Source organism: Terriglobia bacterium (assembly GCA_020073085.1).
GTDB lineage: Bacteria > Acidobacteriota > Terriglobia > JAIQFV01 > JAIQFV01 > JAIQFV01.
The window spans coordinates 46,567-55,476 of the sequence record JAIQFV010000022.1; the positions used below are offsets into that span (position 1 = coordinate 46,567).

The 8,910-nt window shown below is 55.9% G+C and carries 7 protein-coding genes; 4 read left to right on the top strand and 3 right to left on the bottom strand.

The genetic code is table 11. The annotated features are described in order from the left end of the window. Positions 1–91: 91 nt before the first annotated feature. The 3 genes from LAO21_18405 (at position 92) to efp (ending at position 3,997) form a co-directional block, all read left to right on the top strand. Positions 92–1,732 carry a glycosyltransferase family 2 protein gene (locus tag LAO21_18405; GenBank protein ID MBZ5554694.1) on the top strand — a complete coding sequence of 547 codons (1,641 nt, stop codon included), beginning with the start codon at positions 92–94 and terminating at the stop codon, positions 1,730–1,732. Between the two features lie 228 nt (positions 1,733–1,960). Further along, positions 1,961–3,355, top strand: a complete 1,395-nt coding sequence (locus LAO21_18410) for an aminopeptidase P N-terminal domain-containing protein (GenBank protein ID MBZ5554695.1) — start codon at positions 1,961–1,963, stop codon at positions 3,353–3,355. Positions 3,356–3,433: 78 nt separating this feature from the next. Next, positions 3,434–3,997, top strand: coding sequence for an elongation factor P (gene efp / locus LAO21_18415; GenBank protein ID MBZ5554696.1), 564 nt, complete (start codon positions 3,434–3,436; stop codon positions 3,995–3,997). Between the two features lie 95 nt (positions 3,998–4,092). Here efp and selA read toward each other — a convergent pair whose 3' ends face one another. From selA to LAO21_18430, 3 genes are all read right to left on the bottom strand, one after another. Then, positions 4,093–5,613: an L-seryl-tRNA(Sec) selenium transferase gene (gene selA, locus LAO21_18420; protein ID MBZ5554697.1), complete on the bottom strand. Its 1,521-nt coding sequence runs from the start codon at positions 5,611–5,613 to the stop codon at positions 4,093–4,095. Positions 5,614–5,926: 313 nt separating this feature from the next. Then, entirely contained in the window at positions 5,927–7,357 is a 1,431-nt protein-coding gene (locus tag LAO21_18425; GenBank protein ID MBZ5554698.1) for a hypothetical protein, read from the bottom strand. Between the two features lie 814 nt (positions 7,358–8,171). Further along, positions 8,172–8,582, bottom strand: a complete 411-nt coding sequence (locus LAO21_18430; GenBank protein ID MBZ5554699.1) for a redoxin family protein — start codon at positions 8,580–8,582, stop codon at positions 8,172–8,174. Positions 8,583–8,699: 117 nt separating this feature from the next. Between LAO21_18430 and LAO21_18435 the strand changes: the two genes are divergently transcribed. After that, positions 8,700–8,910, top strand: a 211-nt coding sequence (locus LAO21_18435) for a DUF4372 domain-containing protein (GenBank protein ID MBZ5554700.1), incomplete at its 3' end; no start/stop codon positions are given.

Below are 8,910 nucleotides of genomic sequence, written 5' to 3' on the forward strand. Positions count from 1 at the left end.
CTCCTTCGCAATACTTAAAACGAGCGATGCGGGAAGGCGACTCCCTGGGCTCGTAACTCAGGATCCAGCGAATTCAGCAAGGATTGTCCTCATGTGGTTCCAGCTCTGGTTGCTTCTGGCAACGGCACCTTTGACCCCGTGGCAGAAGACGTTGCGTCAGTTCTTCCCCCGCGATCGCTTTGTGGGGTTGTATCAGACCAACTGGTTTGATCTGGCGTTCCTCATCCCCTATTTCACGGTGCTGGTTATTCTGGCGATGTATGGCCTTCACCGCTATCACCTTGTGTTCCTCTACTTCAAGCATCGTGCCAACCGGGCGAAGATCAAGGAGCATTTCATCGAGCTCCCGCGTGTGACGATTCAACTGCCGATCTTTAACGAGCGGTACGTCGTGGAGCGCCTCGTGGAGGCCACGAGCGGCATGAACTATCCGGTGGAGTTGTTGGAGATCCAGGTCCTGGATGACTCCACCGACGAAACGCAGCAGATCGCAGCCGACGTGGTGGAGCGCTACCGCAAGACCGGATTGAATATCTCTTATCACCACCGTGAAAATCGGGCAGGATTCAAGGCCGGGGCGCTTGAGGCGGGGCTGAAGTTGGCCAGCGGCGAATTCATCGCCATTTTCGACGCGGATTTTATGCCGCCCCCCGAGTTTCTCAATCAGACGATTCACTATTTCACCAGCACGGAAGTGGGCATGGTGCAGACCCGGTGGGGACACATCAACCGGAACTATTCTTTCCTCACCCAGGTGGAGTCGATTCTGCTGGACGGCCATTTTGTGATCGAGCATGGCGCTCGTTACGTCGCGGAGCGCTTCTTCAACTTCAACGGGACGGCAGGCATCTGGCGTCGCAAAGCGATCGAGACCTCGGGGGGTTGGGAGCACGACACGCTCACCGAAGACACCGATCTCAGCTACCGCGCCCAAATGCGCGGCTGGAAGTTCGTGTATGTTCCGGAAGTGGTGTGCGATGCCGAACTGCCCGTGGAAATGACTTCCTTCAAAGTGCAGCAGTTCCGGTGGGCCAAGGGGCTGATTCAATGCGCGAAGAAGGACCTGCCCATGATCCTGAGGGCCAAACTGCCGTTGCGGGTGAAGATTGAGGCCTTCTTCCACCTCACCGCGAACATCGCCTACCCCCTCATGGTCGTTCTCTCCCTGGTGCTGCTTCCCGCGACCATTGTCCGGTTTTACCAGGGGTGGACACAGATGCTGTGGATTGACCTTCCTTTGTTTCTGGCTTCCACCTTCTCCGTTTCCTCCTTTTATCTTGTCTCGCAGCGCGAGTTGTTCCCTGATTCATGGTGGCGAAAAATCAAGTATCTTCCCTTTCTGATGGCGACAGGCATCGGGCTGTCGGTGTCGAATTCCCGGGCTGTCGTGGAGGCCTTGCTGGGGATCCAAACCAGCTTCAAGCGGACCCCGAAATACCGCATTGAGAGCCAGCGTGACAGATGGACGGTAAAGAAATACCGGCGCCGGAGCGGGTATACGCCTTACATTGAACTGCTCCTGGGGATCTATTTTGCGTTGACGGTGTATTACCTGATTATGAACGAAGATTACGCGGTGACGCCCTTCTTGATCCTTTTCGTGATTGGATACCTTTATACCGGATTCATGTCGCTGCTGCAGACCTACGTGGAGAATTTGCGCGCCATGAGGCAGGCTCTTGTGGAACAGTTTGCGGCCTTGTTCCCCAAGCACACCGCAAAGGTCGGATGAACACATCCGGGAGGACTGAAGAGGTGCTCAAGCGTGCACGCTGACTCGAGAACCACCGCGGGACATCGACCCAGGGCGACCGGACGGAGCGGTCCGATCCCGATCTCTGTCCGTGTCGTGCCTCGAAGTGTGTGAAGGATCCTCCCAGCCATGCGATTAGCTGCGCTGGGTTTTTTATTGCGCTTTTGCTTGAACAATTCACTCGAGAACATATGGGGGAGTCCAGGAATGCAACTCAACTCTAAGGCGCGGTGGGCTTGTGCGTGGATGGCCGGATTTTCCCTTTTCTTGGCCGTGCCGTCGGCGCTGAGCTGGGGAGTGGAAAAAGAGCCCATGGAGGTCTACCGGGCCCGGCGCGCGGCAGTCATGGATAAACTGAAGGACGGAGTCATTGTCGTCTTTGGATTGAAGGAATCGGAGCAGTCCGATGCGGATTTGACCCGGTTCCGGCAGGATGACTACTTCTATTACCTTTCGGGATGGGATGAACCCGGGGCCATTCTGATGCTGCTCCCCAAAGGGCGCCAGAACATCGCCACGGCCATGTTTCCGGGCGAGCAGACCCACCGGGAAATCCTTTTCCTCGCCAACCGGGATCTCGCGCGGGAACGGTGGACCGGGCCGAAGCTGGGGCCGATGGACAAGCAGGCGCCCACGTGGACGGGATTCCCGCTGGTGCTGCCGCTCGATCGCTTTCCCACCGAGATGAGCAGTGCCCTGAGCACGGGCCAGGTTGTCTACACGATCTTTCCACCGGCGACGGCGAACCTGCGACTTTCCCGGGAGCAGGAAAAGGTGGAACAATTGAAAACCCTGGCGCCCTTTGCCGAGATTCGTGACGCTCGAAACGCCATCGACAGTCTCCGGCAGGTCAAGAGCAAATCGGAAGTTACCCTTCTGCAGAAGGCTGTTGACGCGTCCGTGGATGCCCATCTGGCGGCCATGAAAGCGATCAAACCGGGGGTTTTCGAATACCAGGTGGCAGCGCTGCTCAAGTACACGTGGGAAAATGAGGGTTGCGAGCGCGCCGCCTATGCGCCCATCGTCGGTTCGGGATTCGACTCCACGGTGCTGCACTACAATCAGGACGACCAGGCCATCAAGAGCGATCAAACGGTGGTTGTTGACGCCGCCGGTGAATTCAGCGGATATGCCGCCGACATTACCCGGACGTACCCGGCCAGCGGAAAATTTACGGAACGCCAAAAGCAGATTTACGAACTGGTGCTGGGGGCCCAGGAGGAGGCCGTCCATGCCATCGTCCCGGGCAAAACCCTGTTGCGCGGTTTGACCCCGGTCGTGAAAGATTATTTCAGGAAGAGTCCCTTGCGGGGGCCGAAGGGCGAGGGCGATACGCTGGATCATTACTTCATTCACGGGACCGGACACTGGCTGGGCCTGGCGGTCCACGACGTGGGCGACTACAACCGGCCGATTGACAAGAACATGATCTTTACCATCGAACCCGGACTCTATATTCCGGAAGAGAACCTGGGGGTCCGCATCGAAGATGATTACATGGTCACGGAGGAAGGAAAGGTCGTCAAGCTTTCGTCGCGGCTCCCCAGCTCGATCCAGGAAATTGAACGATTGATGTCAGGCTCGAGCCCGAAAGGCCGTTAGGGACGGCGATCTCAGCGCGCCGGGATGTGTCGCCGGGAGTTCAGGACAAGATTCAATTCAAGGGAGGATTTTTAAAATATGTTTGTCATGGGTAACGATTTACGGCGTGGGATGCTGATCCGGCATAATAATGAACTGCACAAGGTGTTCAGCGTGGAACATCGCACTCCCGGGAACCTTCGGGCTTTTGTACAGGCCAAAATCCGCAATGTGCGAACCGGCGCCATGTTCGAACACCGATTCCGCTCACAGGATTCCGTCGAGAAGGTCAACGTGGATGAGTCGGAGATGGAATACTTGTACAAGGATGGGACGAATTACTTCTTCATGGACACGAAGACCTACGAGCAGACCAACATTTCCGAGGACATGCTCGGGGAAGACGCGAACTACTTGACCCCCAACCTGAAGGTCCAGATCATGGTCTTTGAGGGGCGACCTATTGGCATCGAGTTGCCCGCGACGGTGGACCTCAAGGTGGTGGAAGTGGAGCCCGGGTTGAAGTCCGCCACCGTCTCGAATGTCGGGAAGCCCGCCAAACTTGAAACCGGGCTTACCGTTCAGGTTCCCGCGTTCATCGATGCGGGTGAGGTGATCCGCGTTGACACGGAAGAGGGAAAGTACCTGGAGCGGGTGCGATAAGGCAGTTGGGATCAATGGGAATCCTGTGGCGAACAGGGATTCATAGGATGAGCAGGATGGAACGGAATAAGTCAGGTTTTTGAACAGGCAAGTTTTTAGGCAAGAGGTTTTGACTCTCTGCCCGCAAGCCCGGAGACATCCGAGTACTCCATCTCTCCCTTGGCCAATCCCACCAGAGCCCGAGCGATTTCCTCTTCTTCGCCGGCGCTCACGGTTCTCAAATCCAGAAGCGCCTGATTCCCTTCGACTCGCGCCAGGATCGGAATCCGCCAACGGCGGAGGTGGCTTTCGACCGCCCGGGCAGAGTGTCGCGTGCCGGTGATGGCTATCAGCAGGGTATGAATCTCCTGGCCGGGGGTTGACCCTCCACCAATCACGGAAGTGCCCGGCAGAACCCGGAGGGTCAGGCTTCCTTGCGGTTTCGCCGATTCTTCAACACGTTGAATCAATTGTTTCGCGCGAGTTTCAATGTGGTCTTGTGATTCAAAGATCATCATGACCGTCGGCACTTGAGTGCGCTCTTCGTGTCGGAGGTAGGGAAGGATCGTGGCCTCAAGGGCGGCCATCGTCAGCTTGTCGACCCGAAGGGCCCGGTAAAGCGGATTCGTCCGAAGCTGCGCGAGGATTTTCTTGCGGCCCACCAGGATGCCCGCCTGGGGTCCACCGAGGAGTTTATCGCCGCTGAAGGTGATCACGTCCACGCCCGCCTTCAGGCTGTCAGCGACGGTGGGTTCGCCGGTGATTCCAGTCCCGCTCAAATCAACAAGGCATCCGCTGCCGAGGTCCTCCACCAGGAGCAGGCGCCGGCGGTGTGCAAGCCGGACCAATTCTTCGAGTGGCGGCTGTTCCGAAAAGCCGACCATCTTGAAGTTACTGCGATGGACCCTGAGGATGACTCTCGTTTGGGCGTTGATGGCCCGGGTGTAATCGCTGACCCGGGTGCGATTGGTGGTTCCCACTTCACGCAACACGGCGCCGCTTTTCCCCATGATTTCAGGGATTCGAAACGAACCCCCGATTTCCACTAGCTCTCCCCGCGAAACAATGACCTCGCCTCCCTCCGCCAGTGAATTGAGCACTAACAGAACAGCGGCGGCACAATTGTTCACCACCAATCCGGCTTCACATCGGAGCAGCACTGTCAACAAACGCTCGGCGTGCACATCGCGATTTCCACGCGTGTTCCTTTCTAAATCGAATTCCAGGTTGGAGTATCCGGAAGCCACTTCCCGGATACGCTCCAGGGCCGCAGGCGACAGCGGTGAGCGGCCAAGATTCGTGTGGAGCACCACGCCGGTGGCGTTGATCACTCTCCGCAGTGAGGGCGAAAACCGGCGCTCCAGCGTGGAAAGTACCCGGGGAGAGATCTCAGCCAGCGCTGGAGTAAAATCGGGTTCGGGCAACCGTCCGGCTCGAATGCGATTGCGAAGGGTTTGTACCTCCCGGCGCAACTCTTCCACTACGGCTTCATGCGGGAACCTGTGTGAATGGTCGCGGAGCTCAGGGGCGAGCAGCAACTGGTCGATCGCCGGAATCCTCCGCAGGAGAGACGCCGCAGTTCCGGCCGATCGCGTCGAGGTCCTCTTTTTTATTGAAGGAGAAAGAGTTATGGGCATTCGACCATTCAACCACATTGAAATTTCAGGTGTCAACTTTTTGATTGAGAGAGCTTTCTGCAATTGCTTTTGACTTGCTCGAGGAGATGAAAGGTTATCAAATCGTAGGATTTCATTCTCAAACGCCGAGTCCTTTCGACAGGCCGTGATTCAAGTCATCTCGCCGATTCAGCGGCGCCTCAACAAGAATAGAAATTCTGCAGCCTCATTCATCGGTTCGAGTTCAGCGGGATCAGGAGGCATTTATTGATTTTCGAGAGGGAATGAGGCCCGTATGGGTCGTGGGGTCGGGAACCCGAAGTCGCCTCCAGGACTACAAGTTTCGTTTTCTCAACTCCTGCAGTTGTCGTTGGCACATTGTGACCGTAACGATGCCACGAATTTCCGGGCTTTTGACCGTGTTGACAATTCCGAGGGCTGTCCAGAAATGGGCGAGGTTAAACCCGGAGGCCATCGCTCTCAGGCCGAACCCAGAGGTTCCATAAGTGAAATCAGGGAGCGTGAATCCGGAAAAACGCATGAGTCGCGGTGCCCGCTCGTCTACCGAAGCAGATACCGGGAATCGATTGAGCAGCTTCACAACGTCGGCCAGTGTCACCAGGGCAGCGGCGTTATCGAATTCCGCGTAGCTTGACACAAGTCCCAAGGCAATGTGAGTCCACTCCTCGTTGGGTTCAGCGCCAGTCACAAGTGATCGAGCCTCCTGCAAGTACTGGCTCGCCAACGCAGTGTTTTTCGCCTTTGTCAGTATTTGGGCGGTGACGATCAAGGAGACAGCTCGCTGCGCCGGATCGTTGTTCGTAAGGCACAACTCGTGGGCCTTCGCGAACTGTCCGGCGATAGCAAAATGGACAGCCGCGCGGTAGCTAAGATAGTTTGTTACATCCTCCTTCAGCCTTTTGTCACTGATCTTCCCCGCCAAGGCCCACCCCCGCGAGTATGTGCCAGGCATTGTGGCAATAGCGGCTCGGGCGTAAAGGATGTTCTGCGCCAGGACATCCGTCTCCTTTTCGGCCTTCTCCACCAGTGCATCGACTTGCCGCGCGGCAAGGTCCTCCTTGCTCTCTCCCTTATGTGGATAGACAGTTGGAATATCGGAAAGAGGTGGTGCGGGCGACGTTGAAAAATTGGCTATGGCTTCGAGCTTCTGGGCACGCGTATCGAGTTCGGCAGCTCGCGCCGGAAGGATCTCAGACATTCGAGGAGATAGCACGCCAATGGTGCTGATTTGTTGTCGCGCAGCCAATTGGAGGTCTTCCCCCTTAGCTGGCAATGGCGCATTAATGAGCAGATCAGCCGCCAAGTTCAGGAAATCAATCCCCAGTGCCGGGTTCAGATCCCCCGCGGCGGTGATCCGAATGGGGTTCCGGGTTACCCCCAGCTGCCTGCGTCCCGGATCATCTTCCGTGTTTGCCGCAAAGACGCGGCCAGGGGTGAAAACATAGGAGTAAAGGACAAGGAGTTCGTTCGGATCGAGCAGGCCCGAGCTTCGCAGACGACGGAGAGCTGCCCGGAAGACGCCTTGGGCCAGGTCGAAGTCCTTCTCATGAAGATTCAGGAGCACATACTGCAATCCGAAAGAAATACCATCTTGAAGGCTGTCGATGGCCAATTCTGCTGTGACCTGTGGATTGTTAGTGACGCTGGCCGCGGCCATGTCGAGAAGGACCGCACTGCGCCGCGTCCTGTCGTCGAACGCGCCCCGTTTTCGGTCTTTCTCGTCGGAATCAGCCTCTTGAGACATTTCTTCCAACCACCTCTTTGCCAGTTCAGGGGCTCTTCTTCTGGCCACAAGCAGCACCTCACGCCGGGCTTCGTTTTTTGGTGACTCATTTCTGATCTTTGCAGAAGTCTGCGAGTCTCTTACTGTGTTAGCAGTTTGCCATGCTTGCACCAAATACCTGCGAGCACCTTCCGTATCAGATTCCCAAGAGAGGTCGGCAGTCTGAGCCTGAACACGCACTGCGGCAAGGGTGTCTTGCCAGTCCTTCGAGCCGTCAGCGGTCACCCGCAGGATACCAATGATTCTTGCTATTACCTCCTGTCGTATCTCCTCGGTCATTGTGTTTTCGGCGGGTTGAGGCGGCGCCTTCGTTTGGGCGTCCAGCCGGGATTCGGCAAGTTTGCATTGCGGATTAGGTCTGATTTGGGCTCCAGTATTGGTTGCTCCCGCAGGCAGGAGAAGGAGAGCCGAGATGAGAACCGATGGAGCGACTTGTTTCATTACTGCCTCCTTCATTCCAATATGAGAATGGAACCTGAACCACGAACCATCTCTGACTGCTATCGCGTGATTTGAGACGGACTGGCTAGAAGCGAGAAAGCAATTGCGGTCAAAGACCTCTTCCCGGGCCACAGCACGTCCGATAACTGACAGTGAGCCTATATCACAAGGATCGCCATATTTCATTGGAGGGAGAGATTCAGACCCTGGCAAAAGAAGAGGTTAGAGCCCCCCCATGCCATTACTCTCACAGATCCAGTAAACAACATTCGCGGTGCAGACAAGCATCGAATGGGCGGTAAAAAAATTTACAGCGCCTTGCGACGATCCTTATCTATATTGCGTCCAACCATCGAAGGAACTCCTCCTTTGAACCTTCCTCGGTAGTCGCACCTCCCCATGCTTTCTTCATGATGCCATCTTCCAGGAAGATTTTGATTGGAACTCTTGTGATTCCAAGTTTCAAGGCCAGGCGAAAATCATCATCATAAAAGACTTTGAAAGGAAACAGCGCTTGGGCGGCTTCAAGCGAAGACTTCTTGTCTCCAAAGGAGATGACTCCGATGAAATCAATGTTGTTACGCTTCTTAACAAGAGGGTTTAGGAACCGTGCTTCTGTTTTGCATGCGTTGCAGTTTGGAGTGACAAAGACGAGAATCACCTTTCCGCTTCGGAATGCTCGATTCTCAAGTCTGACTCCCTGCAAGTCGACCAAGTGCGCCTCAGGGAGCGGTTTTCCGATCATGGTTTGTGGACCTGAGGGTTGTGGGGCGCTTTGCCTTCGACTCACTCTTGTCCAAATTAGCTTTTTAAAATGAAAGGGGTTGAGCCATCACGTGTGATGGATTCGCAGTCCGGAAGATTGCAAATTCACATTCGGAGGCTCAACCGTGAACACATTTTGCAGCATTTTCAGTCAATTCGCCACGGCGAACTTTTTCCGCGTTGGGAGTTTCAACGCCGGGTACAAGAAAGCCGGGCCGAGCGGCATGCTCGGGGATTTACCTGTTGGGGCCAGTTCGTGGCCATGCTCTTTTGCCAGTTGGGACGAGCGCAATCGCTGCGCGAGATTT

Excerpts from the sequence above, each read along its gene's own strand:
- LAO21_18425 (MBZ5554698.1), bottom strand. The coding sequence starts at position 7,357 with ATGTCTCAAGAGGCTGATTCCGACGAGAAAGACCGAAAACGGGGCGCG.
- LAO21_18405 (MBZ5554694.1), top strand. The coding sequence starts at position 92 with ATGTGGTTCCAGCTCTGGTTGCTTCTGGCAACGGCACCTTTGACCCCG.
- selA (MBZ5554697.1), bottom strand. The coding sequence starts at position 5,613 with ATGCCCATAACTCTTTCTCCTTCAATAAAAAAGAGGACCTCGACGCGA.
- LAO21_18430 (MBZ5554699.1), bottom strand. The coding sequence starts at position 8,582 with ATGATCGGAAAACCGCTCCCTGAGGCGCACTTGGTCGACTTGCAGGGA.
- LAO21_18410 (MBZ5554695.1), top strand. The coding sequence starts at position 1,961 with ATGCAACTCAACTCTAAGGCGCGGTGGGCTTGTGCGTGGATGGCCGGA.
- efp (MBZ5554696.1), top strand. The coding sequence starts at position 3,434 with ATGTTTGTCATGGGTAACGATTTACGGCGTGGGATGCTGATCCGGCAT.